This window comes from Clavibacter michiganensis, assembly GCF_021216655.1.
Lineage (GTDB): Bacteria > Actinomycetota > Actinomycetes > Actinomycetales > Microbacteriaceae > Clavibacter > Clavibacter michiganensis.
The window spans coordinates 2476090-2501747 of sequence record NZ_CP080437.1; the positions used below are offsets into that span (position 1 = coordinate 2476090).

A 25658-nucleotide genomic window follows, 5' to 3' on the forward strand; every position below is an offset into this window, starting at 1 on the left:
TCTCACGAGGGCGCGATGGAGCGTGTGCGCCGGAGATCCGGTTGCCCGGTCGGAGTATCTATCGAGCGATAGGTATTTCCGTCCAGTGTGGTTCTGCCCGGTATCGCGGCCGTTTCCCTCGTGTTACCGGCGTGTATCTTCTCCGGGGCGACGGATCCGGTCGCCGCCACTGGCCACCCATACGTGCGGAGGGGCCGGCAGCGCGTGGCTGCCGGCCCCTCGATCTCAGGGCGCGTGCGTCAGGCAGCCGCCGCCCGCGCCGGCGCGAGCAGCCCCAGGAACGCGAGGTCGTCCGCCACCTTGGCGATGAGCGCGCGGTCGAGCGACGGGATGTCCGGCGACCCGAGCGGGCGCACCGCGCGGACGGCCTCGGCGAACGCATCCGCCGGGATCGCCGAGCCGGCGTGCGGCTCCTCGGGCGAGGCGAACGCGTGCATCAGCGGCAGGACGGACCGGGCGCGGTCCGCGTCCGGCAGCGATCCGAGCGCCGCGCGGAAGCGGTCGACCCACTCCGCGTGGTCGTCCACGCGCTCGATGTCGTGGCCGTCCTCGCGGAGCCAGTCGACGAAGGTGTCGAGCGAGACGCCGTCGTCGTGGGGGTTCACGACGTTGAAGGTGCGGTGCCCCTCGGTGAGCGCTGCGCCGATCCCGTCGATCGCCGCAGCCGTGAAGTCGGCGGGCAGGCCGTCGTAGTGCGACCGCTGCCGCTCGCCGTCGGGGCCGCGCCTCACGAACGATGCGGGGGCGAGGCCGGTGGTGAGCACGCTCCAGATCAGCCGGGTGAAGACGTCGGGGAGGTTCACCTGACCGCGCCAGCGGGGGTGCGCCAGGATCATGTCGGAGCGGAACACGGCCACGGGGACGCCGTGGTGCTCGTGCGCCTCGCGGAGCAGCACCTCGCTCGCCCACTTGCTCGCGCCGTACCCGTTGGCGTACTCGTCGCCGACGGCCCACTCGGGGATCGTGGCGCGGATGTCGGCGTGCTCGTCGAGCGCGCCGGGCGCCGACGGCTCGGCGTCGGCGGTCGCGCCCGGCTGCGCGCCGCCCGCGACCGCGACGCTCGAGACGAAGGTGACGGGCACGCTGCCGGCGGCGATCGCCAGGCGGATCGCCTCGGCGGTGCCGACGACGTTCGGACCGAACAGCGCCGAGTACGGGAGGACGTGGTTCACGAGGGCAGCCGCGTGCGCGACGAGGTCGACCCGCGCGGCCAGGTCGATCCACCGCTCGTCGTCGAGGCCGAGGCGGTGCTCGCTGACGTCTCCGGCCAGCACCTCGAGCGAGCCCGACAGCTCGGCGAAGCGCCGGGCGAACGCGGGATCCGCGGCGAACGCGGCCTCGAGGCGGCGCCGGGCGTCGGCGTCGTCGGCGCCGCGCACGATGCACACCAGCGTGCCGCCCGTCGCAGCGAGGCGCTCGAGCCAGTCGATGGCCAAGAACCGGCCGAGGTAGCCGTTCGCGCCGGTGAGCAGGACCGTGCGGGATCCCGGCCGGGCGGCCGAGGCCCGGGGGACCGGCGTCGGGATGCCGCCGAGCATCCGGTCGAGCCGGAGGTCGCCCACGCGGAGGGTGGATGCGCCGGCGCCGTGCACGCGGGTCACGGTCGGCCGGTCGTCGGAGGCGGAGCGCTCCACGTAGGCGGCGACGGCGGCGAGGTCGTTGGTCGGGTCGGTGAGGACGCCGACGGGCACCTCGGTGCCGAAGACGTCCTCGAGGATCCCGGAGAACGTCAGCGCGGACAGCGAGTCCCCGCCGAGGTCGGAGAACCGGGCCGCGGCGGCGGTCGCGGGGGACACCTCGGCCCCGAGGAGCAGCAGGGCGGCGCGCACCACCGTGTCGACCGTCGGCTCGTCGTCGGCGCGTTCGCGGAGCGCGGCGACGAGGGTGCCGCTCTGCTGCTCCTCGAGCGCGTCGTAGAGGGCGGCGAGGCGCTCGCCGTACCGCTGCGTGAGGCGCAGGCGCAGGAGCTTGCCGGCGTCGGAGAGCATGCCGCCGTCGACCGTGAACGGATCCGGTTCGACGATCACGCCGCGGGGCACCTCGTAGGGGGCGAGGCCGTGCTCGCGGGCGGTGCGCTGGAGGGCCGCGAGGATGTCGCGCTCCGATGCCGAGGCCTCCGCCGGGACGACGACCGCGACGAGGAACGCGTGCCGGCTGTCGCCGTGCAGCGCGATCTGGTGCACCTCGGGCGTCCCGCCGTACGTCGCCTCGAGCGATGCCACCGCGACGAACTCGCCCTGCGACAGCTTGATCACGTTGTTCCGACGGTCGACGTACTCGTAGGTGCCGGGTCCGGTCTGCGCCATGACGTCGCCGGTCCGGTAGAAGCCGTCCTCGTCGAACACCGCGGCGGTGACGTCCGGCCGGCGGAAGTACCCGGCGATCACGGAGGCGCTCTTGACGAGCAGCTCGCCCCGCGGGTGCGGGCGGTCGGTGGTGCGGTACCCGAGCTCGGGGACGTCGACGAGCTTGTGCTCGGTGACGGGAGGCTGCTGGATCACCCCGTCGTGGAGGATGCCGCCGGCCTCGGTCGACCCGTACAGGTCGTGCAGCGTGATCCCGAGGCAGCCCTCGATGTAGGTGCGGAGCTCGGGTGTCAGAGGGGCGCTGGTGCAGATCGCCCGGCGGATCCGTCCGCCGAACGCGCGGGCGCGCAGGTCGGCCTGGACCTCGGCGCGGACCGCGTCCCGGTCCGTGCTGCCGGCGGTGAGTCGGCGCTGCTCCTCGCGGTCGCCCTCCTGCCGCACCAGCTCCGCGACGCGCGGCACGAAGACGAACTCGGTCGGGGCGAAGGTCCGCAGGTCGTCGAAGAGCGTCGACAGGTCGGTCGAGGTCGCGAGCGCGACCGTGCCGCCGCGGCCGAGCGTGGCGAGCAGGGAGGAGCGGCCGGTGAGGTGGCTCATGGGGAGGTACGCGTACCCGACGATGGCTGCGGCGTCTCCGTCGTCCGCGGTCGTGGATGCGTCGGCGGGCGCGGCGGGGTCGGGCCGGAGGGCGTGCCACATCCGCTCGACCATGGAGCGCGTGTACATCGCGCCCTTCGGCGTGCCCGTGCTGCCCGACGTGTAGAGCAGGAGCGCGAGCGGGTCGTCGCCGGGTGCGGGGTGCCACGGGCTCCGGGTCGGCAGACCGGCCCCGCGGGCGACGAGCGCGCCGAGCGTCAGGGCGGCGTCGGTGTCGGTGTCCGCGTCGGTGTCGGTGTCGAGCCGCATCGTCCGGATGCCGTCGCCCGATGCCTCGGCGACCGCCCGGGCCGTCGCGGCCTGGTCGGCGGTGGCCGCGATCCAGACCGGCGTCGTCTCCTCGACGATCGCGCGCAGGGCCGCGACGGGCGCGCTCGCCTGGAGGGGCACGCTCACCGCGCCGAGGATCCACGCGGCGAGGTCGAGGGTGACGGCGTCCGCGGTCGCCGTGCCGAGCACCGCGATGCGGTCGCCGGCGGACACGGTCTCGCCGAGCGCCGCGGCCAGCGCGCCCGCCCGGTCCCACAGCTCCCGGAAGCTGATGTCCGTGACCTCCGGCCCGGATCGCTGCCGCAGCGCCGTCCGGTCGGCGTGCTGCGCGAAGATCGCCTCGATCGACGTGTCCTCGTGCTGGCTCCCCATCTGCTCGGTCCCCATCTGCTCAGTGCTCATGTGCTCGGTCCCCAATGTGTCCGTCCTCTCGTCGTTCGTCCCGGCGCGCCCCTGCGCGCCGGCTCCAGTGCTCGTCGAGCGCGATCCCCGCCAGCGCCAGCCCCCCGGCCACCGCCCACCGCCCGGTCCCGGTGAAGTCCGGTCCCCGACGTGCGCGGACGGCGAAGGAGCCGTCCGGATGGAGCGCGATCTCCGCGCCGTCGATGCCGTGCCACCCGCCCTGCGCCGATGTCCGCGCCTTCGCGACGGCCTCGGCGGCGGCGAAGAGCACGCTGCCGGGGGCCTCGACCCCGGTCGCCCGGAGCGCGTCGAGGCCCGCGGCGACGGGCGCGCTGCCGAGGTCCGCCACGCGCGCCAGCACGCCTCCCGGGAGGGGGCGCGCGGGTGTCGCGTCGATGCCGATCCCGGCGTGCTCGTCGCGTCGTCCCACGGCGCACGCGCGGAGTCCCACGCAGTGCGTGATGCTGCCGACGATCCCGGCCGGCCACACGGGAGCTCCGTCCCGCGCGACGGGGATCGATCCGGGTCGTCTGCCCAGGGCCGCGAGCGCCCGCCGGGCGAGCACGCGACCGGTCACGAACTCCGCCCGGCGGCCCGGGAGCGCGGTCGCGACGGCGTCGCTCTCGTCGCCGGCCAGGCCTCCGTCCACGTCGTGGTCGGCTGCCGCCACGACCACGGAATCCGGGAGGAGTTCCCCCCAGGGGATCCGCGATAGTAGTTGCACTGACACAACTAAACCCCCGCTTCCTCCGAGGTTCCCGGGTCACCGGCGGCGCACTGCACTTCGCGGCCGGGCAGCTCAGGGCGCGCGATGCTGCCGGTGGAGGGCGGCAGCACAGCGAGCGACGGGCAGTCGTCACAGGGGGTGGGGCTCGCCCCTCGGGGCGCGTCCTCTCGGGTCCGGACGGTCGCGTCAGGCGTCGACGGGCGGCAGCTCCGCCACGGCGACGCGGTCGCCCGCGGCGTCGCGGATCTCGACGGACGCGGCATCCCGGCGCAGCACGTCGGCGTTGAGGCGGCAGTCGATGCGCACGGCGGATCCGAGCATCGTGCCGGAGGAGTGCTCGCCGCCCGCGGCGTCGACGACGACCACGGAGTAGCTGTCGCCGACCGTCAGGCCGTCGACCGTGAGCAGCGTCTCCGTGCCCCAGGTGTGCGCGACGACGTCGCCCTCCACGTCGACGCCCGCGGGCGCGCCCGCGAAGGTCACGTCCTCGACGGCGCCGAGGGTGCCGGCCGGGCCTCTCGCGACGTCGGCGCGCGGGGTCGCCAGGAACGCACCTCCTGCGACGCCGACGGCGATGCAGGCTGCCGCACCGGCGATCAGGAACGCGGTGCGGCGGGGGCCGGATCCGCGGCGCGCGCGGTGCGCGTCGAGGTCGGAGGGCCCATCCGCGGCGGTCGTCGCCGTGGTCGCCGCCATGGGCTCCACCTCGCCGCGCCCGTCCGCGATCAGGCCGACCCGGCGCGCGAGCTCGTCGCTCGGCTCCGCCTCCTGCCACGAGCCGAGCCCACCGAGAGCCGCCGGCAGCCCGCCGAGCAGCGCGATCTCCTCGTCGATCGTCGGGTCGGCCGCGCGCATCGCATCCAGCTCCGCGGTCTCAGCGGGGGAGAGGTCGTCGGCGAGGGCCGCCGCGATGAGCTCGCCGCGGCGGTCGTCGGGCTCGCGACCGTGCTGCTCGGGGGTGCGGTCGTCGGTCATGCGGGATCCACTTCGTCGAGATGCGTGCGGAGGGCGCGGAGCGCGTGGAAGACGCGCGTGCGCAGGGTGGCGACGGGCACGCCCGTGGCGCTGGAGAGCTCCTGGTAGCTGAGCCCGGTGAGGTGCACCGCGACGACGGCCTCGCGGTGCGCGTCGCTGAGGCGCGCGAGGCCTTCGACGATCCCGAGCCGGTCGAGCGGATCCGCCTCCCGCGTCGCCTGCTCGGGCGCCTCGTCCTCGGCGACGATGCGCGGCGCGCGGGCCCGGGCGCGGTGCACGTCGAGGATCACCCGCCGCTCGATCGCGAACAGCCAGGTGCGCGCGCTGCCGCGCTCGCCGTCGAAGGAGTCGCGGGCGCGCCAGGCGCGGAGGAACGTCTCCTGCACGCAGTCCTCGGCGAGCTGGCGATCCTGCAGGGCGTTGACCGCGAAGCCGAGCAGCGCACCGCCGTGCTCCGCGAACGCCTCGCGCACGTCGAAGCCGGGCGGGGACGCGCTCATCGTGCTCCGCTCGGGTGCAGGGGCCGGACGCGTCAGGACGAGCGCCATCGTGATCCCCTCCAGCCTAGGCGGCGGGTGCGCGCCCTCACCGGGGGATACGTCGGCAGGGGGCCCGGCGTTCATCGGTCGGGTGGGGAGGGACCGCGGATCGCCGCGACACGCGTCCTCGACGGATCTCCACGACCGATGAACGCCCGCCGCCCGCCGTGCGTATGCCCTGTCAGAAGCGGTGCCCGCCCGGGTGCCCCACCACGAGAGGCTGCACGCGATGACGCACACGAGACTCGTCCGGAACATGACCATCGGGGGCGCCGCCGCGGCTGCCCTCGCCCTCCTCGCCGCGACGCCCGCGTCCGCCGAGACCACCGTCCCCGAGCCGGACCGCTTCACGAGCGCGTTCACCGTGATGGCGACGCCCGACCAGGTGCTCAACGCCGACGGCGTCGCGACCCCCGGCGAGCCCGGCGCGACCGGCCGCTTCGACCTCCGCCTCGACTCCGCGTCGAACACCATCTGCTACGACATCACCCTCACGGGCGTGACCGGCGAGTACCAGAGCCCCGCGAAGACGGCCACGCACATCCACCAGGCCGCCGTCGGCAAGGCCGGCCCGCCCCGCATCGCGTTCCCGAACCCGGTGGACGCCGGGAACGGCACGCGCACGAGCTCCGGCTGCATGCAGGGGCCCTTCACCACGGGGATCATGAACGCGCAGGACCAGGACACGGGCACGAGCTTCACGGTCGCGCAGATCGAGGCCGACCCGGCCTCGTTCGCGGCCGACACCCACACCGCGTCGTTCACGGCAGGTGCCGTGCGCGGCCAGCTGACCCAGGTGCCGGTCGGCGGCGTCGACACGGGCGCCGGCGGATCCGCGACCACGACCTCGGCCCTCCCGGTCGTCGCGGGCGGCGGTGCCGTCGCGCTGGCCGCGGCCGGCGTCGTGCTGATGCGCCGCCGCCTGGCGCAGGAGTCCTGATCCCCGTGCACCACGGCCCGGCGGACGCGTCGCCCGCGCGGCGCGCCCGCCGGGCCGCGGTGCTCGCGGGCGCGCTGATCCCGCTGGCCGTCCTCGCGGGATGTGCGCCCGCCGACCCGGGACCGGCTCCGGCCGCTCCCCCCCGCGGCGGCGACCGCAGCGCCGTCCGCGCCGCCGACCACCGCGCCGAGCGACCCGCCCACGACCTCCCCCACGGTCGTGCAGGGCCTCGGCGCGGTCCCCACCCGCGTCGCGATCCCCGCCATCGACCTCGACCAGCCGCTCATCGACCTCGGGATCGCCGCCGACGGCCGCATGGAGGTGCCCGTCGACTTCGACGACGTCGGCTGGTTCACGGGCGGCGGGCGCCCCGGCGGTCGCGGACCCACGGTGATCGCCGCGCACGTCGACTCGCGCGTCGGGCCCGCCGCGTTCGCCCGGCTCGCCGAGCTCGGCGTGGGCGACGAGGTCTCCGTGCAGGACGTCGGCGGCGGATCCACGCGCTACGCCGTGACCGAGGTCGCCGACTTCGCCAAGGCCGACTTCCCGACCGCGCGCGTCTTCGGCGCGCAGCCCACCGACCAGCTGCGCCTCATCACCTGCGGCGGGATCTTCGACCGCAGCGTCGGCCACTACGAGGACAACCGCGTCGTGTTCGCGGAGCCCGTGGGCTGATCCGCGCGGCGCGTCCCCGCGTCAGGCGGCCGGATCCCCGGGGTCCACGCCGCCCGTGTCCGGCAGCCCCGCCCGCAGCCGCGCCGTTCGCTCGCGCACCAGCTCGAGCCGGGCCTCGTCGAGCGCGGCGGATGCGGCCCGCGCCCGTCGGCCCGCGCGCGCGAAGCGGACGAGCGCCACGAGGGCGATCACGATCGCGACGATGACGACGACCGCGACGACCGACCAGACCACGTCGTACGCCGCCGGCAGCAGGATGCTGGGCGGCTCGGTGCTCTCCATGTCGCGCATCCGCTCAGGCGATCGGATCGACGGGACCGGCGTCCGGCGCACCCGGCCTGTCGGCCTGCAGGCGCGCGGTCTGCTCGCGGATCAGCTCGAGCCGGGCCTCCTGCAGCGTCGTCGTGATGAGCAGCGTCCGCCGCGCCGCGAGCGCGAGCCGGATGAGCACGACGGCCAGCACGACGACGAGCACGACGACCGCGAGCGAGACGAACAGGTACCAGGTGAGGCCGAAGCCGATGCCGGAGGAGATCATCCCCCGAAGCTATCGGCCGGGAGCGCTCCCGCACGAGGGAGCCAGCCGCACGAGGGACCACGCGCACGAGGGACCACCCGCACGGGGGCGGACGCCGACGGGCCCGGCCCCGTGGAGGAGCCGGGCCCGTCGGGCGTGCGATGCGCGGGTCAGCGCACCTTCACGCCCGCGCTCGCGCGCGCCTGGTTGTCGTACAGGTAGATCACGGCGCTCACGACGGCGGTGACGGTGTGCCCGCGGTCCGCCTCCGTCAGCGTGTAGGTCTTCGCGGTCGCGCCCGCGATGGCCTTCCCGTCGCGCTTCCACTGGTAGCCGAGCTCGAGCGACGACGGCTTCCAGACGCCGGGCTGCGCGGTGAGCGTGCGGCCGACGACCGGGTTGCCGGTGATGCGCGGCGTGCCCGCGGTGATGACCGGGGCGGCGATCCTCTTCGTCGGGCCCGAGGTGCGGGTCTGCGAGATGTAGCCGTCGCGGGATCCGCGCACCGAGACCGTGATGCGGTGGCCGGCGTCGTACGCGGTCACCGTGTAGGTCGGGTCCTCGGCGCCTCGGATCCGCTCGCCGTCACGGAACCACCGGTACTCGAGCTCCACGGGGGCGGGCTGCCAGGTGCCGGTGCGGACGGAGAGCGTCTGCCCGTATTCGGCCGTGCCGACGATGGACGGCAGCGGAGCGGTCAGGGCCTTGGCACCGGGTGCGTCGGCGGTGAGTCCGTCGACGTGGACCTCGCGATAGCTGTCGGCGATGTAGCCGAAGGTGAGGTCGAAGGACACGCGCTTGCCGTAGCCCGGCATCACCGTGAGGGAGCCGACTCCTCCCACCTCGATCAGGGGCGCGCCGTCGACGGAGTAGTAGATGGCGCTCTCCTCCGGCGTGAAGCCGTTCAGAGCGCTGCGCACATCCCAGCGGAAGGTGACGGAGGGACCGTCCACGATCACCTCCGGGGTGTACTCCAGGGAGCCGCCGACGAACCGGGCCTCCTGGGGTGCGGACGCGGCGCCGACGACCGCCGCGCCGTCCACCGTGCCCGCGACGCGGACGCTGAGCAGATGGGTCCCGGCCGTCCCCGGCAGGTACACCTCGTCCGTGTACCCGGTCACGGACCCCGATCCGCCGGTGCGCCAGGGACCCGTCCCGTCCAGCTGGTACTCGTAGTGCAGATCGGCTCCCTCCGGGATCCCGGTCAGGTCGACCTCGAAGAGACCGTGGAACACCGGCTGGGTGCCGAAGTCGAACCACTCGGGCCTCACCACGGGCGCGGGGATGCGCACCGCGGCGGTCGTCGAGGCGGCGGCGGGTACGGCGTCGGCGGCGGGCGCGGTCGTCGTGGCCGCCTGCGCGGGCGCGACCCCCGCGAATGCGGTGCCGGCGGCGACGACGACGGCGAGAGCGGTGAGCGGGAGACGTCGTCCCCCGGTGGTGCGGATCATGCGGTCCTTCCTCCTGGGGCGTCCTCGTCCCCGCGTCGATGCTCCTCCGGGCTCGGCCGCGGCCGCATCCCCCCGTCCGGGTCCGCCCCGAGCGGGGCGTACCGTGGACGGGACCCGCCCCGATCCGTCAGGAGCCCCCGCATGCCCACCGTCCTCCTCACCGGATTCGAGCCCTTCGACGGCGACACGAGCAACCCGTCGTGGACGGCCGTGCAGGAGGTGCGCGACCGCTGGGACGGCGACGCCGAGATCCAGGTGCGCCAGCTGCCCGTCGACTTCGCGAAGGTCGACGACGCGCTGCGGGCGGCGCTCGCCGAGGTGGATCCGGACGTCGTCATCTCCGTGGGCCTCGCGGGCGGCATCGAGACGCTCGAGGTGGAGCGCGTCGCGATCAACGTCGACGACGCCCGAATCCCCGACAACACGGGCTTCCAGCCCATCGACGAGCCGGTCGTCGACGGCGGCCCCGCCGCGTACTTCAGCACCCTCCCGATCAAGGCGGCGGTCTCCGCCGTGCGCACGAAGGGGATCCCCGCGGTCGTCTCGCAGACCGCAGGCACCTACACCTGCAACCACGTCTTCTACCTGCTGATGCACGAGCTGCGCGACCGCCCGGGCACCCGCGGCGGCTTCGTCCACATCCCGTACTCGACGGAGGAGGCGATCGGCACCGACCGCCCCTACATGCGCATGGACCAGCTCGCGACGGCCCTCACGGCCGTGGTGCGCGCGACGCTCGCGAACGCGACCGACGTGAAGGTGGGCGGCGGGTCGCTCGACTGACGGGGAGCCGCTCGCGCCGATTCACTGAATCACTCATAACTAGGGTCGGATTCCAGTGTGACCTCGAGCTAAGGAGAGTCCGAGCAGGCGCATGAGGCGACGGCTCAGGTATCCAGCTCAGTATCTGAAACGGGTTCATCGGTATAAGGTCAGCCTATGAAATCTTTTATTCGCAACCCGTGGCGTCGTGACGTGATAATTGGTACTGTCGGCGTAAGCCTTTTGTCTATACTGCTCGTCATACTTGCATCTTGTGCCGGGGAGCAGATGGTATGGCAGATCATCTCGTTCGCCTCGTCCATCGGCGGGGTGATCTGCCTGCTCATCGCGGACTTTACGACTCACTGGCGGAGGAGCGCAGATTCAGATCCGGAGGGCAAGCTGCCTCGAACGAGATCGTCGGTCAAGGAGTCGAGATTAGACCTAAGACGGGACGGTAATCTTCGAGCTGCGGGGCACGGAGGTCTTCTTATAGCCGCCTCCGTTCTCGCAGGACTATATATCCGCGGCCTAGACCTGCCATACTAGGGATCAAGGCTCGCTGCTACTTCCCCTAATGAAAGTAGGGATGGCTTGTCGCCCACTTAGAGGGATTTCGCCTATTCGCGATCGGCCAGTTTGGGCGGTCGTCACGCCACCCGCGCATCCGCCCCGCGCACCCGCAGCATGAGCAGCAGCCCCGCGAGCAGCACGATGACGATTCCGATGATCCCGAAGCGCGTGTCGCCCGTGATGGCCACCGCGATGCCGAACAGGCCCGGCGCGAGGAACGAGACCGCGCGGCCCGTGGTCGTGTAGAGGCCGAACATCTCGCCCTCGCGGCCGGCGGGGGAGATGCGCGCGAGGAACGTGCGGCTCGACGACTGCACGGGTCCCACGAACAGGCAGAGGAACAGGCCCGTCGCCCAGAAGCCGGCCTTGGCGTCGCCGACGGCGAGCACCGCGGATCCGCCGAGGATGAGGCAGAGGAGCGAGACGAGGATGACGGGCTTCGCGCCGAACCGGTCGTCGAACCAGCCGGCCGCGAAGGTGCCGATGCCGGCGACCACGTTCGCCGCGACGCCGAAGAGCAGCACCTCGGTGGTCGAGAAGCCGAAGACCTGGGCCGCGATGATCGCCCCGAACGTGAAGACGGCCGCGAGCCCGTCGCGGAACACCGCGCTCGCGAGCAGGAACACGAGCACGCGCGGCGACTCCCGGTAGAGCTCGGCGATGCGGCGGAACAGCGTGCGGTACGAGTCGACGATGCCCTGCCGCTTCCGGCCCGGGGTCGCGGGGATCTCGGGCACGCCCACGAGCACGGGGATCGAGAACACGGCGCACCAGATCGCGGCCACGAGGATCGCGATGCGCACGTCGAGCGCGCCGCCCTCGGCACCCGACGGCAGGCCGAGGAGGCCGGAGGCGCCCGGCGTCCCGAAGTCGAAGAGGAAGAGGCCGAGCAGCAGCGCGAGCAGCACGATCCCGCCCACGTAGCCCATGCCCCAGCCGAGGCCGGACACGCGGCCGACCGTGCGCGGCGTGCTCACCTGCACGAGCATCGCGTTGTAGTTCACGCTCGCGAACTCGAAGAACACGTTGCCGGTGGCGAGGAGCACGGCGCCGAGCCAGAGGTAGGAGGGCACGGGCTCGACGAACACCATGCCGAGCATGGCGAGAACGACGATGCCGGTGTTGATCCCGAGCCAGAGGCGGCGGCGGCCTGACCCGTCGGAGCGCTGCCCGAGCACGGGCGCGAGCACCGCGATGAGGAGGCCGGCGATCGTGAGCGCGAGCGAGATCACGCCGGAGGTGTCGGCCTTGGCGGCGACGAGCGACGGGTTCCGCGTGTCGTCGCCCGCGGCCGCGACGATCGCGGGATCCACGAACAGGCTGCTGGCGAGGTACGTGCTGAAGACGAAGGTGGTGACCACGGCGTTGAAGGCGGCGGATCCCCAGTCCCACAGCGCCCACGCGGCGACCCGTCGGCGGGGAGGGGCGGCGGGCTCGTCGATGCGTCCGGGCGCGGCGGTGGTCATGGTCGCAACCTAGTCGGTGGACGTGTCGCGGCCGGGTCGCGAGCCGATCGGGCCCGCCCCTACGCTGGCCCGATGGACGGACCCCTCGAAGGCGGCAACATGAACCGCGTCGATCGCGAGGGCGACACCGTCACCCGAGACGCCGGCCCGTGGACCCCGACCGTGCACCGCTGGCTCCGGCACCTCGCGCTCGCGGGCGTCGAGGGGATCCCGCAGCCGCTCGGCATCGAGGGCGGTCGCGAGCGGCTGACGTTCATGCACGGCGACGTGCCCGTCTACCCGCTGCCGCGCTGGATCTGGGCCGACGACGTGCTCGTCCAGGCCGGCCGCCGCCTCCGCGAGCTCCACGACGCGAGCATCGGCTTCATGCTGGGCGGCTCCGTCTGGCAGTCGGAGGTCAAGGTGCCCGCCGAGGTGATCTGCCACAACGACTTCGCGCCGCACAACCTCGTCTTCGCCGACGGCCGGCTCGTGGGCGTGATCGACATGGACATGGCCTCGCCCGGCCCGCGCATCTGGGACATCGCGTACCTCGCCACGCGCGCGGTGCCGCTGTCCGGTTCCGCGCAGGATGGCGCGCCCGGCATGGACGACGCCCGCCGCCGTGTCGAGCTGCTCCTCGACGCGTACGGATCCGACGCGACCTGGGCCGACGTGCTGCGGATCACGATCCTGCGCCTCCACGACCTCGCCGGGATCTCGCTCGCGAAGGCCGACGAGCTCGGCAAGCCGCACCTCCGCGCCGACGCCGCGTGCTACTCCGCCGACGCCGCGTCCCTCCGCGGGATCCTCGACGCCGAGCGCGCGCACCCGGCGTGACGGCTCAGCCCCGCGCGACCCGCCCCGCCACCTCCCGCAGCACGTCCGCGTCCTCGTAGGCCAGCTCCATCCCGATCGCCTCGGCCACCGGGAACCACGCGACGCGCTGCCCCTCGGTGAGCCGGATGTCCTCCGCCGCCACGTCGAGCGGCGCGGTGAACGTGTGCTCGATCCCGTAGGAGCGCGTGCGCGTCATGAGGTGCGCGACCTCGGCCGGCGCGATCCGCACGCCCAGCTCCTCCTCGACCTCCCGCACGATGCACGCGAGCGGCGTCTCGCCCGGCTCGAGCATGCCGCCCGGGATCGCCCACATGCCGGGGAAGGGGATGGTCGGGATGTCGTCGCGCAGCTGCAGCAGGATCCGCCCCGCCGCGTCCACGAGCACCACCTGGCAGCCCTCGCTCACGCGGTCGCGGTCGCGTCGGGGCCGTCGATGGTGTGCGCCGTCATCGCGATCGCGGCGCGCGCGATGTCCTCGGCCGTCTCCTCCGTGCCGAGCGCGGGGGAGGCCCGCAGCGCCACGGCTGCCGCCGTGCGGTAGTCGGCCTCCATGCGCGCGAGGGTCTTCCGGCCCGCGGCCGTGAGCTCGAGGAAGACGCTGCGGCGGTCCTTCGGGTTCGGCACGCGGTCCAGGTGCCCGGCGCCGACCAGCCGGTCGATCACGGCGGTCACCGCGCCCGTGCCCATGGAGATCTCCGAGGCGAGCAGCTTGGGGGTCATGCGGCCGAGGTCGCCGACCACGCTGATCACCGTCAGGTCGGTCACGTTGACGCCGATGTCCTGCGCGATGCGCGTGCGCAGATGGCGCTGCGCGGTCTCGATCATGTGCAGCGCGTTGGCGAGGGCATCCACGGCCGCGGCATCGTCGCGGCGGCGGGCGGTTCTCTCCGGGGTCATCTCGGGTGTCCCTGCGTCGGTGGATCCGGCGGATCCGTGGGCGGTCCAGCGACTGTAACGCGCCGTGGCGGCCGCGATCCCCTCGGCGAACGGGTGCCCCCCCGCAGTGGGGGGATTGCGCGCAATCCGAGTAGCTGTATATTCGAGTTACTCGCACAGCGAGCCACCGAGCTCCCACCCCAGGGGCTCACCCAGCCCCTTACCTCCCCGAGACACCCGGAGTCAGACCATGTCGCACCACATCGCCGCCGCCAAGACCAAGCGCGTCCGCTTCGCCCCCCTCGCCATCGCCGGCGGCGTCGCCGCCGCCGTCCTCCTCTCCGTCTCGATGTCCGGCACGCTGTCGGGCTTCGTCGCCTCGATCACCAACGACACCAACACGGCGGCCTCCGGCTCGCTCGTCATGCAGGAGTCGCAGGCCGGCGCCACCGGCGCCCCGACCGTCACCTGCCTCAGCACGAGCGCGACGTCCGGCGTCGACTCCAACGCCGCCACCTGCTCCACCATCAACAAGTTCGGCGGCTCGACCACGATGACCCCCGGCCAGACGGTCACGAGCGTCGTGAACATCAAGAACGTGGGCACCTCCAAGGCCTCGACCTTCACGCTGACCCCCGGCGCCGCCTGCACGCAGACCAAGAACGGCACCGTCAACGGCTCGGCCACCGACTTCTGCGCCAAGCTCAACGTCGTCATCACCGCGGCCGGCAGCGCCACCCCCGTCTACTCAGGCACCGCCGCGGCCCTCGCCGGATCCTCCGCCAAGACGCTGACCGCGCTCGCCGCCAACGGCAGCACGGACTTCACCTTCGCCGTCACGCTCGACGCCTCGGCCGGCAACACGTACCAGGGCCTCGGCGCCTCGCTGCCCCTCACCTGGACCTTCGCCGCCTAGCCCAGTCCGCCAGCCCCCCAGCTGGATCCCCCGCGGGGCCGCCGAGAGGCGGCCCCGCACCCCTCGACCCGGGAGGTGCCCATGACCGACATCCAGGACCGCGCGACCGGCTCCGCGATCGCCGCCCTCGAGCTCGACCTCATCGAGCTGGACCTCGTCACGGAGGAGGCGGACCTCGACCCCGCCTCCCCCGTCCTCCCCGTGCGCGGCGCGACCCGACGCGCCGCGCGCACCTCCCGCACGATCCGCCGCCGCACCGTCCTGATGTGGGCGGCCACCGTCCTCCTCACCGCCCTCGTCGCGGTGACGCTCCTCTTCCAGGCGTCCGGCGGCCGCTGGTTCGTCGTGCAGACGCCGTCGATGGGCACCACGGCCCCCGTCGGCACCCTGCTGCTCACGACCCCCGTCCTCCTCGAGGACCTGCACGTCGGCGACGTCGTCAGCTTCCACCCCTCCACCACGCCGGACGAGACCTACACGCACCGCGTCATCGCGGTCGACGCCGACGGGATCACCACCCGGGGCGACATCAACGGCGCCGTGGATCCGTGGAAGACCGACCAGGCGCACCTCGTCGGCGAGGCCACGACGATCCTCCCCGGCTTCGGCTGGCTCGCGAAGGGCGTGCCGCTGCTGCTCGCCGGCCTCGTCATCGTCATGGTGCTCACCCGTCCCATCGGCTCGCCGACGCACCGCGCCTCCCTGCGCATGCTCGGCGGCGCGCTCGTCGCGGCGCTCACGGTCTTCCTGCTCAAGCCTTTCGTCGGCCTCGTGGTGCTCGACGCCGCGACCCGCGGCGACGACGTCGAGGCGACCGTCGTGTCGACCGGCATGCTCCCCATCCGCATCGCGGCCGAGGGCGGCACCCACACCACGCTCGCCGCCGGCCAGGTCGGCACGATCACCGCGCCCGCGGCCGAGGCGGGCCGCTTCCACGACGTGACGTCCACGCTCGACCTGCCGCTCTGGGGCTGGATCCTCTTCTTCGGCCTCTGCGCGCTCCCCCTCCTCTGCACGCTCGTCGTCGGCCTGCCCGCCGAGCGCGAGGAGCGCCGCGCATGACCGTCGCCGCCCGCGTCGCCGCGATCGCCGCCTCCGTCTCCGCGGTCGCCCTCGGCGCCGTCCTCCTCCTCGCGCCCGGCACGAGCGGCGCGTACACCGCCGCCATCACCAACTCGAACAACACCGCGGCGTCGTCCGCGGCCTTCTTCACCTGCTCGAGCGCCTTCGCGGCCGACAAGGCCAACGCGCTGTTCGCCTACCCGCTCAACGAGGCGACCGGATCCACGACCGCCGTCGACGCCGCCACCGGCTCCAACCCGGGCACGTACCGCGGCGGCATGACGAGCGACACGACGAGCAGCCGGGCCTGCTCGCGCGACACAGGCGGCGCCTACGTCCTCGACGGCAGCGACTCCGTCACGAACGCGCTGCAGGCCCAGGGCCCGGCGACGTTCAGCACCGAGGTGTGGTTCAAGACCACCGTGAAGGGCGGCAAGCTCATCGGCTTCGGCAACTCGCAGGCCGGATCCTCGTCGGCCTACGACCGCCACACCTACGTCTCCACGACGGGCCAGCTGTCCTTCGGCACCTACAACGGCGGCTACCAGACGATCACGAGCTCCGCCAACGTCGCCGACGGCGCCTGGCATCACGTGGTCGCCACGATGTCGCCCAGCACGGGCATGACCCTGTACCTCGATGGCGCCCGCGTCGCCCAGAACACGGGCTTCACCGCCCCGGAGAGCAACAGCGGCTACTGGCGGATCGGCTACGACAACACGTCGGGGTGGCCGAACGCGGGATCCGCCTACTTCGTCGGCAGCATGCGCTTCGCGGCCGTGTACAAGACGGCCCTCACCGCGACGCAGGTCCAGAACCACTACAACGCCGGCCGCTGACGCGACGACGGGACGGTCGCATGACCGTCCCGTCGTCCGTGCGAGCGGTGGATCAGCTCGCGGGCACCACGTCCCAGTGCTCGCGGATGAGGCCGCCGTCGACCCGGAAGATGTCGGCGGCGAGGAACGGGTCGTCCGCCTTCGCGCCGACCGGCTGCGAGAAGGTCCAGACGAGGTCGTCGTCGGCGATGGAGATGACCGACTGCTGCGCCGGGAACTGCGCGCCCCCGGAGAAGAAGGCCTTGAGCGCCGCCGTGCCGTTCGCGGCGACCGTGTTGTGCTGCAGGTACGCCGGGTCGAACGAGCGGTCGAGCACGCTGGCGTCGTGATCACGGAAGAGCGTGTCGTAGGCGCCCACGGCCAGCTGCCGGTTCGCCTCCTCCTGCTGCTCGGTCAGCTCGGGCGCGTCGGCCTCGCCCTGGTAGAGGTCGCTGAACATCGTGTTCGTGTTGCCGCTCGCGGGCTTGCCCTGCGGGATCGGCTGGTCGAACGTCCAGCGCGCGGTGACCTTGCCGTCCGCGAGGCGGAAGAGGTCGACCGCGGCCTCGCCGGTGCGCTCGTCGTCGGGGTTCGAGGCGACCTGCCAGTGCACGGCCACGAGGTCGCCGTCGGCGGCGATGTGCTTGATCACGGCATGCGCGCCGGGCACCCGCTGGTGCGCCATGGCGAACTCGTCGAGCACGCCGCTCGGGCCGGCCTTCGCCCCGACGCCGTTCGCGGTCGAGTCGGGGGCGACGGCCGCCAGCACGGCGGCCTGCGCGCCGGCGGAGGCGGGATCCGGGAACGCCGCGGTGAAGAGGGTCGAGATGATGGTCGCGTTCCGGTCCTCCGTGTCGGAGTCCGCGCGGTCGGCCGTGGTGCCGCCGTCGCCCGCCGCGCTGGGAGCGGTGGTGGCGACGGCGGTGGTCGCGTCGGGGGTGGTGTCGGAGGCGGCCGAGGCTGCGCCGGGAGCGGAGCATCCGGCCAGGACGACCACGCCGGCGAGGGCGGCGGTGCCGCAGGCGAGCAGGGAGACGGGGATTCGTTGAACGCTCATGCACGTACGATGCGACCCGCGGCTGGGAGCCTCCGATGTGCATGGATGCGGCGCTCGCGGGCTTCTCCTGCTACGTCACGCTCGCCGTGCGTCATCCGGTCACGGCCGTGCGGGTCGGCCCGCCCGCCCGATCGCCCCTCCGTTCCGAAGCCCATGCGCCGGGTCCGAGTCACCTGGCAGGGGCCTCCTCGTTGCGCATGCGAGGGGGCTTCCCTGCGTCCGGGGCCGGGATCCGCCCGCGTGCACGTCGTCTCGCGCGCCGCCGTCGCCGACCCGCCGTCGACCGGCGGGCGCACGACGAACGGCCCGGCGTCGTGGGCCGGGCCGTTCGTGGTGGTGCTGTCCCGGAGTCGAGCCCGGGGTGGGTGCTACTTGGTGTTGACGGTGATCTTGGCGATGCCGACGACGAGCTGGTCGGTGACCGCGGTCGTGCCGAACGTGCTGTTCAGGAGGCTGGCGGCGTCGGGGCTGACCTTGACCGTGGTGCCCTCGAGGACGGCGTTGTCGCCCTCCATCTGGAGGGGCTTCAGGGTCGTGCCGTCGAGGTTGAAGATGTAGACGTCCTTCATGACCTCGCCGTCGCCGACCTGGACCGAGCCGGTGAGGCGGCTGGTGCCGGGGTCGATGACGAAGTCGGTGAGCTTCACGACGGTCGAGCCGGCGGTGAGGCTGATGCCGGAGCCGGCGTGGTCGATCTCGCCCTGGACGTAGGGGCGGTAGGACTGCTCGGGGTCGAAGTACTTCACGTTGCCGCCGGTGATGGGGAACGCGAGGGTGCCGGTGGAGCCGTCGAGGGTCGCGGTGCCGATGACGCCGGGGGTCAGGCCCAGGGTCGTGAGGGCGCCGGTGAAGCCCGAGTCGAGGGTGACCTGGGTGTCGACGCCGGTCAGGGTCGGGATCGTCGCGAGCGGCGTGGGGTTGGCCTCGGTCGTCGCGGTCGCGGACGGGGCGGACGACGCGGAGGACGAGGGGCTCTCGGCGGGGGTCGAGCAGGCCGCGAGGCCGACGACGAGGAAGCCCGCGGTGGCGAGGCCGAAGACGGACTTGGTGAGGTTGCGCATGATGGATCCTTTGTTCTCAGGGCGGCCGACGTGGTCGCCGGTTGGAGTCGGATGGTGCTTCGGTGCCCGTCGCCGGGCCGATGGGTCCCGTGATGCTTTCGTGACCCTGGGCGTCCCGATCGGGGTCAGCGCTGCTGCCCCGGGCGCTGGTTGCCGTCGACGCGGAGGGTCACGGATCCGGTGACGTCCTGCGCCCCGGTGGGCGCCGAGGCGGCCAGCCGCACGGTGAGGCGCAGGTGGTCCCGACCGCCGACCGCGCGGGCGGGGGATCCCGGCAGCGCGACGCGTCCGACGACGGGGCGGTCGGCCACCACCGAGGTGATCGTGCCCGAGCAGGTGGCGGTGCCGGGCGCGCCGGTCCACGCGACCGTGCAGCGGTCGAACGCCACCTGTAGGCCGTCGGACGTGCTCGCCACGGCCGTGCCGCCGAGCGTGACCATGAGCTCCGACGCCCGGACGGTGCCGGTGTTCGCGAGGTCCACGAGCCGCACCTGGGCGTCACCCGGCCGCAGCCCGGTGATGGGGACGGCGAGCTGATCCGCTCCGCCGCCGCCCCAGTCGAGCTCGACGGCGCCCGCCCGCACGGTGACCCGCGACGTGGCGCGGTCGGCGAACACGGCGTACGCGGTGCCGGCGCCCGCGAGGGCGAGGGTCACCGCGATCGCGGTGACGAGCAGGGTCCGGCGGCGGCGGACCGGGCGGCGGGCGGCGCGACGGCCGTGCGGCACGGGGCGGGCGGGAGCGTCGGGCGCGGCGCGATGGCGGGGCATCAGGCCGGCCCGCCGGTGGTGCGCGGCGGACGGCGCCAGATCACGGTCAGCAGCCAGATGGTGCCCGTCGCGCCGACGACCGCGAACGCGATCGCGCGGGTGATGGGGTCGCCGAGCCAGACGAACGGCCAGCCGAGGAACGGGACCACCGACGTGCGCTCCCACACGGCGTCGTCGCCGATGGTGACGATCCACGGATCGCCCGAGGGGTTGTTGTCGCCCTTGGTCTGGATGGCGAGGCGGTCGTCGGACCAGCCGTCGAGGCGCTCCGCGTCCTCCGGGCCGAAGACGTGCGTGACGCGGTGGATCACCCGCACGCGCGGGCCGCTGGGGGCCGTGAAGACGACGACGTCGCCTTCCGCCACCTCCCCGCGGGGCGTCGGGGCGGTGATCGCGAGGGAGCCGACCGGCATGCCGGGCGCCATCGAGTTCGAGAGGACGGGGACGAAGCGCGTGACGCCGAGCGCGGAGAGGGCGACGACCGCGATCACGGCCAGCCCGACGGCGGCGGTGAGGAGCCCGCCGAGGACGCCGAGGGCGCGGCGTGCCGGGCTGCGGAGGGTCGGCGCTGCGGTCGGGGCGGTGTCCGTGGGGGCGGGCTCGGCGGTGCGCGCGGCGCGGTCGCGGATCACGAGGCGGCCTCGGCGGTGCGGCGGCGTCGGCGGCCGGCGAGCAGCAGGATCCCGCCGCCGAGGAGCGCGAGGAGGGCGCCGGCGAGGGCGGACGCGATGTCGCGGCCCGTGACGGGGAGCAGGTCGCGCGGGGCGTCGGCGGCCGGGGCTGATCCGGCGGGCGAGGTGCCCGAGCCGCTGCCCGAGCCCGTGCCGCCGCCGGTCGACGGATCGGTGCCGGTGCCGCCGTCGTCCACCAGGGCGAAGCCGATGCGCACCATCCCGGCGGTGGACTCCATGCCGTTGTCGGCGCCCGCGGGGAACCGCACGCGCACGGCGATGCCCACGGTCTCGCCCGCGAGGAGCGGGGTGCGTGTGACGACGCTGTCGAGGGTGGCGGCGGGGCCGGATCCGAGGGGCTCGACGGGGCCGCGGCAGCGCATGGGCGCCGTGAGGGTCTCGAAGCCGTCCTCGCAGAGCCGGACGGACAGCTGGATCCCGCCCAGGGCGTCGCCGGTGAGGGCCATCGAGCGCATGGCGTCGAGGCGGACGGAGAGCGGCGAGGAGTCGCCGGAGACGTTGGTGACGTCGGCGGCCCAGTCGACGGTGTCGCCGGGGGCCAGGTCGTCGAGCGGGATGTCGGGTCCGGTGAGCTCCTCGACCTCGAGCGACGGGGAGTCGATCGCGGTGGGGCGCGCGTCGGCGCGAGCCGGGGCTGCCGGGGCGGAGGCGACCAGCGTCAGGCACAGCGCGGCGGCGGCGATGCTGCCGGTGCCGTGGTGTGCGCGCATGGTCGTGTCCTCCGGGGGCGGGACGGATGGGGGTGGTGCGGTGGAGCGGGACGCCGCGCGGACGCGACGCCGGCCGACCGGGCCCCGGCGCGTGCCGGGGCCCGATCGGCGGCGATCAGCGCTGCAGGCCGTCGCGCTGGATGGCCGACGCCGTGAACGTCAGCGTCGCGGCCGCGTTCTCGTAGTCGTTGTCCGCGGTGTCGGGCAGCTGCAGGACCATCAGGGTGTTGAGCGTCACGTCGGCGGTGTCGCTCGGGAAGGTGCCGTCGGCCGACGGCACCACGCCGAAGTTCGCCGGCGTGAACGTCGTCCCCGCGCCCGTGAGCGACGCGAGGGTGCCGGTGCCCGTGGTGGTCGCGGTCCCGCTGCACGTGTACGGGCCCGCGGGGTCCGCGGCCGAGGGCGTCCACGCCGTGGAGCAGGTCTGCAGGGTGTACTGCAGCCCCTCCGTGCCCGTCACCAGCGACTCGCTCGGGCCGGGGACCGCCGGGTCCTCGGTGCCGAGCGTCTCGTCGGTCACCTCGTACGCGAACGTGACCGACTCGACGAGGTTCCCGTCGTTGGTCGCGTTCGGCAGCGAGAGCACGATCGGGCGCTGGACGGTGTCGCCCGGCGCGATGTCGGTGATCGTGTAGTCGCCGGTCGCCAGCTCGATGTCCAGCTGACCCGCGTCGGCCTGGAGGGTCGCCGTGTCCGAGTCGGTGAAGATGGCGAACGCGCCGCCGGTGATGATCGTGCCCACGGCGACGACCGCGCCGGTGGCGACGATCTTCTTCCAGGGGCGACGACGCTGGGGTGCTGTGGTGGTGCTCATGGTGGTTCCTCTCGATGGGTCTCGCGGTGCGCGGTGCGCGCGGGTCGTGCGGGTGCTGTTCCTGCTGGTGCGGCGATGGGCGTGTCGGTCGAGGTCGGTCGCCGCATCCGGGGGCGGATGCGGCCTGGGTGGTCGCGGGGCGGGCATCAGCAGCCCACCGCGGAGACGGTCGCCGGTTGGGCGACGGCGGGGGAGGGCGCGCTCGGGATGCCGACCCAGCGCTGCAGGTCGGGCCGGACGCGCCACTGGTAGGAGCGGGACTCGCCGAGCCGGTCGTCCGAGAACGACGTCACGGTGCCGGCGAGGCGGGTGACGGTGATCCAGGCGCCGGGCGTCGTGCCCGCGACGCGCCGCTCGACGAGCTGGTCGGTGGCACCGGGGACCGCGGTCCAGGCGAGCGCCGTGACCGGTCGGCCGGCGACGCAGCTGGCGGTCGCGCCCGTGACGGTCGTCGTGCTCGTCCAGGTGCCGGTGGAGGCGCCGAGGCTGGCGTCGTCCCGGTGCGTGAATCCGCGGGGCACGAGCGGGGCGGGATCCAGGAACACCGTGATGGTGGACGATGCGACGATCCCGGTGCCGGGCGCCGCCGGCCGGTCGGTGATCGCGTAGGCGACGACGGAGGATCCCGGTGTCCCCGTGGCCGGCGGCTGGTACGTGCAGACGGCGGCCGTGCAGCCGAAGGACCCGGGCAGCGCGGCGGGCGGGGTGGCGCCCGTGATCGCGAGGGAGTCGCCGTCGACGTCGGTGTCGTTCGCGCGCGGATCGATGGTCACGGCCGGCCCGCCGATGGTCGCGACCAGCCGGTCGGCCCGGGCGACGGCGTCGCGGTTGACGGCCGTCACCGTGATCGTGACCCGCACGTTCCACGTGCCCGCGCCGCTCTGCAGCGCGTAGTCGAAGACGTCGACGCCCGTGAAGCCCTCGGCGGACCGGTACGTGCACTTGCCGCGATCCGTGCCGCTCGCGACGCACGTGGCGCTGCCGGCCGTCGGCGACGCGGGCACGGGACCCACCGCGCCGCCGACGAGCGCCGGCGTCGCCGAGAGCTGCGCGCGGCTGAGGGTCGCGCCCGTCGCGGCGCGTCCGTCGTTGGCGAGCACGTCGATCACCACGGGCACGCCCTGCGGCGTCGTCGCGGCGTCGGGCAGCGGGTCGGCGACGGCGAGCACCGTCGCGGTCGCGGTGCCGCTGACCTGCCCGGTCGGCGCGGTCGCGGTGGCCGTCGCGGTGTTGACGATGGATCCGGCCGCCACGTCCGCGGTCGTGGCCGTGTACGTGGCGGTGGCCGTGACGACCTGGGCGGGCGCGAGGGTGCCGGCTGTCCCGGGCCACGTGTAGGAGAGCGCGGAGACCCCGGCGCGGGGATCCGCGATGGCGACGCTCGTGAGCGTCGTCGACCCGGTGTTCTGCAGCCGGAACGCGTACGTCACGACGCCGCCCGCCGCCGGCACGTTGCCGGGCGTCGCGGTCTTCGTGAACGCCAGGGTCGCCGTGCGGTCGAGGGTCAGGGTGCGCGTCGCGGTGGCCTGAGCCTGGGTGCCGCCCGAGCTCGCGCCACGCACGGTCGCGGTGTTCGCGATCTGCCCCGCGTCGACGTCGGCCTGCCGCACCGTGTAGCTCGCCGTCGCGGTGGCGGTCGCCCCCGCGGCGAGGGTGCCCGCCGTGCCCGGCCACGTGTACGTCACGGCCGACAGCCCGGGCAGCGGGTCGGTGAGCGCCACCCCGGTCAGCGGCACCGTGCCGGTGTTCCGGATGGAGAAGGAGTACGCGACCGTCGAGCCGGCCTTGGACCCGCCCGTGAGCGTCGCGCCCTTGGTCAGCGTCAGGGCCGCGGATCCGCTGACCGGCGTGCTCGTCGACGAGCTCGCTGTCGGCGCGGCCACCCCGGCGAAGGTCTTCCCGGAGACGGTGGCGGTGTTCACGATCGGCGTCGCGGCATCCACGTCGGCCTGGGTCACGGTGTAGGCCGCGGAGGTGAAGGTCTGGGAGGCACCGGGCGCGAGGGTCGTGGAGGCGGGGCTGATGCCGGTGACGCGCGGATCCGCCACCGCGACCGTGTAGAGCGACACGTTCCCGCTGTTCTGCGCGACGAACGAGTAGGCGATCCGCTCGCCGACGTCCGCCCGGCCGTTGCCGTTGGAGTCCGTGAGCGTGCCGGTCTTCGTCAGCGCGAGCGCGGGCGCCGGCGCCACGATCTGCGCGGTGACGGAGCTCGAGTTGCTCGTCACGCTCGCGAGCAGCGTGTTGACGCCGCGCGCGGACGCGGTGTTCACGAGCGTGCCGGACATGGCCTCCGCGGGCGTCACGACGTGGGTGCCCGTGCACGTCACCGACGTGCCCACGAGGAACAGGCCCAGCCCGAGCAGCCCGCCGGGGCAGGAGATCGGCGAGACCAGGGGATCGGTCAGGGACAGGTTCGACAGCGTGAGCCCGCCGGTGTTGGTGACCACGAACTGGTACGGGATCGTCTGCCCCTCGGCGTAGGCCGTCGGCTGCGCGGTCGACCGGTCGATCTGCTTCACGAGGGTCAGGGCGGTCAGGTTGTCGAGGCTCGAGACGCTCACCTCGCGGATCAGGTGCGTGTCCGTGAAGGTGCCCGTTGAGGCGAGGTAGCCGAGCTTGTAGGAGGAGGGGGCGGGGGTCGTCATCCGGTACTGCAGGACCTGCGTGAGGGAGGCGGTGGATGCGCCGGCCGCCGCGCCCATGTAGACGGTGACGACGGGGAGCCGCGCCGACGAGACCGTGATGCGGATCGTGCGGCCGAGGCTGGTGGTCGGCGTGCTCAGGTCGGTGGTCGCGCGCAGGCTCGTCGCGGGCGAGGCGCCCGTCAGGTAGCAGTAGCCCGCGAGGCCCGTGCCGGGTCCGCGCAGCGCGATCGCGTTCGGGCGCTGGCCGACGCCGGCGACCGGGGTGGTGCAGCCCGTGCCGCGCCCCTCGGTGGGGCTCGAGAAGTTGCCGAACGCGTCGAGGCCGACGCCGAGGTAGCCGCCCGCGACGCCCGCCGCGGTCGTGGTCTGGGCGTAGCCGAGGCCTCCGCCGGCCGGGCCCGCTGCGGTGAGCGGCACGGATCCGTCGGTGAGGAAGAACCCGATGCCGTCGGCGCCGCCGGAGGAGGTGCCGTACTGGTACTGGTCGAACTTGATGTCGAGCCCGCCGCTCGCCGGGATCGCGTTGTCGTAGACGACGCCGCCGACCGCGCTGGCACGGTTGTCGGTGAGCTGGAGGGCGCCCGGGTTCGCGCTCGCGGGGAGCGACTGGTTCCTGCTCGAGCACACGCCGATGGTCGACCCGCTCGTCGGCGCGGAGGTGGCGCGGGTGAGGCACGCGCTGCCGAGCGGCTTCCACGCGGCGTCGGCCACGCTCGTCCCGCTGAACGACTCGGCGACCAGCTGCGATGCCGCGGTCGCGGTCTGCGCGGGCAGGGTCACGAGGAGGGCGGCAGCGACGGCCGCGGCGGCGAGCGCGGCCAGGCGGCGGATCCCGGGGCGGGAGCGCGCGCCGGACGCGACATGACCCGGTCCGGCGGCATGGCGCGCACGCGTACCGACCACCTCGACCACCCCCTGCAGACCACGTCCTCGTCAAGGGCGTCCCGAGGCCCCCCGGCCTCGCGTCGGCAACGCTAAATCAGCAGGTCGACCCGGGAAAAGGGACCCAGTAGCGATCTAGGTGAACCAGTAGCCCCCGTCTCGGCCCTCCGGCCCCCCGGCCGGGGCACATCGCCTCCGCGGGAGCGGACCGCGGGCCGTGGATCCTGTGAGTTGAGCCGACATCGCTCAACTCCTGCCACCGCGACTTGACGC

At 73.8% G+C, this 25658-nt stretch carries 24 protein-coding genes; 7 read left to right on the forward strand and 17 right to left on the reverse strand.

All coding sequences use genetic code 11. From position 1 onward, the window contains the following. Positions 1-239 precede the first annotated feature (239 nt). The 4 genes from car to K0V08_RS11675 all read right to left on the reverse strand — a co-directional run bounded on the left by car (position 240) and on the right by K0V08_RS11675 (position 5837). Positions 240-3635: a carboxylic acid reductase gene (gene car / locus K0V08_RS11660; protein ID WP_079535058.1), complete on the reverse strand. Its 3396-nt coding sequence runs from the start codon at positions 3633-3635 to the stop codon at positions 240-242. After that, positions 3625-4305, reverse strand: coding sequence for a 4'-phosphopantetheinyl transferase family protein (locus tag K0V08_RS11665; RefSeq protein ID WP_227324862.1), 681 nt, complete (start codon positions 4303-4305; stop codon positions 3625-3627). The genes car and K0V08_RS11665 overlap by 11 nt, the downstream gene beginning before the upstream one ends. 243 nt (positions 4306-4548) lie before the next feature. After that, positions 4549-5337: a hypothetical protein gene (locus tag K0V08_RS11670; protein WP_079535056.1), complete on the reverse strand. Its 789-nt coding sequence runs from the start codon at positions 5335-5337 to the stop codon at positions 4549-4551. After that, complete coding sequence (locus tag K0V08_RS11675; protein WP_227266814.1) at positions 5334-5837, reverse strand: sigma-70 family RNA polymerase sigma factor; 504 nt, start codon at positions 5835-5837, stop codon at positions 5334-5336. Before K0V08_RS11675 ends, K0V08_RS11670 begins: the two co-directional genes overlap by 4 nt. 268 nt (positions 5838-6105) lie before the next feature. Here K0V08_RS11675 and K0V08_RS11680 point away from each other — a divergent pair, with 268 nt between their 5' ends. Both K0V08_RS11680 and K0V08_RS11685 read left to right on the forward strand, forming a co-directional pair. Then, complete coding sequence (locus K0V08_RS11680) at positions 6106-6816, forward strand: CHRD domain-containing protein (protein WP_079535054.1); 711 nt, start codon at positions 6106-6108, stop codon at positions 6814-6816. A 219-nt stretch (positions 6817-7035) separates the two neighbouring features. Beyond that, complete coding sequence (locus tag K0V08_RS11685; RefSeq protein WP_079535070.1) at positions 7036-7491, forward strand: class F sortase; 456 nt, start codon at positions 7036-7038, stop codon at positions 7489-7491. A gap of 21 nt (positions 7492-7512) precedes the next feature. Here the strand turns inward: K0V08_RS11685 and K0V08_RS11690 are convergent, their stop codons facing one another. The 3 genes from K0V08_RS11690 to K0V08_RS11700 form a co-directional block, all read right to left on the reverse strand. Next, positions 7513-7773 (reverse strand): hypothetical protein, encoded by a 261-nt coding sequence (locus K0V08_RS11690; RefSeq protein ID WP_079535069.1) that lies wholly within the window; start codon positions 7771-7773, stop codon positions 7513-7515. Positions 7774-7786: 13 nt separating this feature from the next. Further along, complete coding sequence (locus K0V08_RS11695; RefSeq protein WP_079535053.1) at positions 7787-8029, reverse strand: hypothetical protein; 243 nt, start codon at positions 8027-8029, stop codon at positions 7787-7789. A 149-nt stretch (positions 8030-8178) separates the two neighbouring features. Continuing rightward, positions 8179-9459 carry a hypothetical protein gene (locus K0V08_RS11700; protein ID WP_079535052.1) on the reverse strand — a complete coding sequence of 427 codons (1281 nt, stop codon included), beginning with the start codon at positions 9457-9459 and terminating at the stop codon, positions 8179-8181. 141 nt (positions 9460-9600) lie between these two features. On the opposite strand from K0V08_RS11700, the gene pcp reads away from it, so the two are divergent. Further along, on the forward strand, positions 9601-10242 hold the full coding sequence (gene pcp / locus K0V08_RS11705; protein WP_079535051.1) for a pyroglutamyl-peptidase I: 642 nt from the start codon (positions 9601-9603) through the stop codon (positions 10240-10242). Positions 10243-10871: 629 nt separating this feature from the next. On the opposite strand, the gene K0V08_RS11710 is transcribed toward pcp, so the two are convergent. Further along, positions 10872-12260: an MFS transporter gene (locus K0V08_RS11710; RefSeq protein ID WP_079535050.1), complete on the reverse strand. Its 1389-nt coding sequence runs from the start codon at positions 12258-12260 to the stop codon at positions 10872-10874. Between the two features lie 72 nt (positions 12261-12332). On the opposite strand from K0V08_RS11710, the gene K0V08_RS11715 reads away from it, so the two are divergent. After that, the gene (locus K0V08_RS11715) at positions 12333-13079 is read left to right on the forward strand and encodes a phosphotransferase (RefSeq protein WP_079535049.1); all 747 of its coding nucleotides are present in this window, start codon (positions 12333-12335) and stop codon (positions 13077-13079) included. 4 nt (positions 13080-13083) lie between these two features. Here the strand turns inward: K0V08_RS11715 and K0V08_RS11720 are convergent, their stop codons facing one another. Continuing rightward, on the reverse strand, positions 13084-13485 hold the full coding sequence (locus K0V08_RS11720) for an NUDIX hydrolase (protein ID WP_231689078.1): 402 nt from the start codon (positions 13483-13485) through the stop codon (positions 13084-13086). Further along, positions 13482-13976: a MarR family transcriptional regulator gene (locus tag K0V08_RS11725; protein WP_011931359.1), complete on the reverse strand. Its 495-nt coding sequence runs from the start codon at positions 13974-13976 to the stop codon at positions 13482-13484. Before K0V08_RS11725 ends, K0V08_RS11720 begins: the two co-directional genes overlap by 4 nt. Before the next feature lie 229 nt (positions 13977-14205). Between K0V08_RS11725 and K0V08_RS11730 the strand changes: the two genes are divergently transcribed. The 3 genes from K0V08_RS11730 to K0V08_RS11740 all read left to right on the forward strand — a co-directional run bounded on the left by K0V08_RS11730 (position 14206) and on the right by K0V08_RS11740 (position 16772). Next, the gene (locus K0V08_RS11730; protein ID WP_011931360.1) at positions 14206-14871 is read left to right on the forward strand and encodes a COG1361 family protein; all 666 of its coding nucleotides are present in this window, start codon (positions 14206-14208) and stop codon (positions 14869-14871) included. 81 nt (positions 14872-14952) lie between these two features. Further along, positions 14953-15933 (forward strand): S26 family signal peptidase, encoded by a 981-nt coding sequence (locus K0V08_RS11735; RefSeq protein ID WP_079535048.1) that lies wholly within the window; start codon positions 14953-14955, stop codon positions 15931-15933. Then, positions 15930-16772 (forward strand): LamG domain-containing protein, encoded by an 843-nt coding sequence (locus K0V08_RS11740; protein ID WP_079535047.1) that lies wholly within the window; start codon positions 15930-15932, stop codon positions 16770-16772. The genes K0V08_RS11735 and K0V08_RS11740 overlap by 4 nt, the downstream gene beginning before the upstream one ends. Before the next feature lie 52 nt (positions 16773-16824). On the opposite strand, the gene K0V08_RS11745 is transcribed toward K0V08_RS11740, so the two are convergent. The 7 genes from K0V08_RS11745 to K0V08_RS11775 form a co-directional block, all read right to left on the reverse strand. Continuing rightward, positions 16825-17808, reverse strand: coding sequence for a nuclear transport factor 2 family protein (locus tag K0V08_RS11745; protein WP_079535046.1), 984 nt, complete (start codon positions 17806-17808; stop codon positions 16825-16827). A 368-nt stretch (positions 17809-18176) separates the two neighbouring features. Next, entirely contained in the window at positions 18177-18869 is a 693-nt protein-coding gene (locus K0V08_RS11750; protein ID WP_011931364.1) for a hypothetical protein, read from the reverse strand. A gap of 125 nt (positions 18870-18994) precedes the next feature. After that, entirely contained in the window at positions 18995-19639 is a 645-nt protein-coding gene (locus K0V08_RS11755) for a TasA family protein (protein ID WP_079530855.1), read from the reverse strand. After that, entirely contained in the window at positions 19639-20271 is a 633-nt protein-coding gene (locus K0V08_RS11760; RefSeq protein WP_079530858.1) for a signal peptidase I, read from the reverse strand. Before K0V08_RS11760 ends, K0V08_RS11755 begins: the two co-directional genes overlap by 1 nt. Further along, entirely contained in the window at positions 20268-21041 is a 774-nt protein-coding gene (locus K0V08_RS11765) for a sortase (RefSeq protein WP_079530860.1), read from the reverse strand. The genes K0V08_RS11760 and K0V08_RS11765 overlap by 4 nt, the downstream gene beginning before the upstream one ends. 115 nt (positions 21042-21156) lie before the next feature. Then, positions 21157-21855: a TasA family protein gene (locus K0V08_RS11770; RefSeq protein WP_079530862.1), complete on the reverse strand. Its 699-nt coding sequence runs from the start codon at positions 21853-21855 to the stop codon at positions 21157-21159. A 146-nt stretch (positions 21856-22001) separates the two neighbouring features. After that, a complete protein-coding gene (locus tag K0V08_RS11775) occupies positions 22002-25406 on the reverse strand; it encodes a DUF7507 domain-containing protein (protein WP_079533568.1) in 3405 nt (1134 codons plus the stop codon). Positions 25407-25658 lie beyond the last annotated feature (252 nt).

Bases quoted from the DNA above. Each gene is read 5' to 3' on its own strand.
- K0V08_RS11735 (WP_079535048.1), top strand. From the start codon at position 14,953: ATGACCGACATCCAGGACCGCGCGACCGGCTCCGCGATCGCCGCCCTC.
- K0V08_RS11750 (WP_011931364.1), bottom strand. From the start codon at position 18,869: ATGCGCAACCTCACCAAGTCCGTCTTCGGCCTCGCCACCGCGGGCTTC.
- K0V08_RS11740 (WP_079535047.1), top strand. From the start codon at position 15,930: ATGACCGTCGCCGCCCGCGTCGCCGCGATCGCCGCCTCCGTCTCCGCG.
- K0V08_RS11700 (WP_079535052.1), bottom strand. From the start codon at position 9,459: ATGATCCGCACCACCGGGGGACGACGTCTCCCGCTCACCGCTCTCGCC.
- K0V08_RS11710 (WP_079535050.1), bottom strand. From the start codon at position 12,260: ATGACCACCGCCGCGCCCGGACGCATCGACGAGCCCGCCGCCCCTCCC.
- K0V08_RS11715 (WP_079535049.1), top strand. From the start codon at position 12,333: ATGGACGGACCCCTCGAAGGCGGCAACATGAACCGCGTCGATCGCGAG.
- K0V08_RS11675 (WP_227266814.1), bottom strand. From the start codon at position 5,837: ATGAGCGCGTCCCCGCCCGGCTTCGACGTGCGCGAGGCGTTCGCGGAG.
- K0V08_RS11755 (WP_079530855.1), bottom strand. From the start codon at position 19,639: ATGCCCCGCCATCGCGCCGCGCCCGACGCTCCCGCCCGCCCCGTGCCG.
- K0V08_RS11730 (WP_011931360.1), top strand. From the start codon at position 14,206: ATGTCGCACCACATCGCCGCCGCCAAGACCAAGCGCGTCCGCTTCGCC.
- K0V08_RS11680 (WP_079535054.1), top strand. From the start codon at position 6,106: ATGACGCACACGAGACTCGTCCGGAACATGACCATCGGGGGCGCCGCC.
- K0V08_RS11765 (WP_079530860.1), bottom strand. From the start codon at position 21,041: ATGCGCGCACACCACGGCACCGGCAGCATCGCCGCCGCCGCGCTGTGC.
- car (WP_079535058.1), bottom strand. From the start codon at position 3,635: ATGAGCACTGAGCAGATGGGGACCGAGCAGATGGGGAGCCAGCACGAG.
- K0V08_RS11745 (WP_079535046.1), bottom strand. From the start codon at position 17,808: ATGAGCGTTCAACGAATCCCCGTCTCCCTGCTCGCCTGCGGCACCGCC.
- K0V08_RS11695 (WP_079535053.1), bottom strand. From the start codon at position 8,029: ATGATCTCCTCCGGCATCGGCTTCGGCCTCACCTGGTACCTGTTCGTC.
- K0V08_RS11725 (WP_011931359.1), bottom strand. From the start codon at position 13,976: ATGACCCCGGAGAGAACCGCCCGCCGCCGCGACGATGCCGCGGCCGTG.
- K0V08_RS11670 (WP_079535056.1), bottom strand. From the start codon at position 5,337: ATGACCGACGACCGCACCCCCGAGCAGCACGGTCGCGAGCCCGACGAC.
- K0V08_RS11770 (WP_079530862.1), bottom strand. From the start codon at position 21,855: ATGAGCACCACCACAGCACCCCAGCGTCGTCGCCCCTGGAAGAAGATC.
- K0V08_RS11690 (WP_079535069.1), bottom strand. From the start codon at position 7,773: ATGGAGAGCACCGAGCCGCCCAGCATCCTGCTGCCGGCGGCGTACGAC.
- pcp (WP_079535051.1), top strand. From the start codon at position 9,601: ATGCCCACCGTCCTCCTCACCGGATTCGAGCCCTTCGACGGCGACACG.